This is a genomic window from Acidovorax sp. SRB_24 (genome assembly GCF_012931925.1).
In genome coordinates, this window is the sequence record NZ_MWOM01000350.1 from 1 (window position 1) to 261 (window position 261).

The window sequence follows — 261 nt, forward strand, 5'->3', positions numbered from 1 at the left end:
GTGCGCGGCTTTGGCGCCGCGCTGCTGGGCTCGCTGATGTACTCGGCGCTGGGCCTGGTGATCGAGTCAGCGCTCGGCGGCCTGTTCTCGAAGCAGTGATTCGACCGCGCGCAGCCGCGTGTCGATGATCGACGCCTCGACAAAATCACCGGCCATGCTGCTCTTGCGCGCCAGGTCCTGGCCGGCCTTGAAACGGTCCACCGCCGCCGCATAGTCGTAGCGCGCCGCGTGCGCCTCGGCCTCGGCGCGCACGGCGCGCAG

Annotated in this window: 2 pseudogenes; one reads left to right on the plus strand and one right to left on the minus strand. The window is 70.5% G+C overall.

The annotated features are described in order from the left end of the window. Window positions 1-99 (plus strand): annotated as a pseudogene (locus B2J89_RS23070) (phage holin family protein); the annotation flags it as partial. Here the strand turns inward: B2J89_RS23070 and B2J89_RS22230 are convergent. Next, a pseudogene (locus tag B2J89_RS22230) lies at window positions 67-261 on the minus strand (peptidase M48); the annotation flags it as partial. The pseudogenes B2J89_RS23070 and B2J89_RS22230 overlap by 33 nt on opposite strands.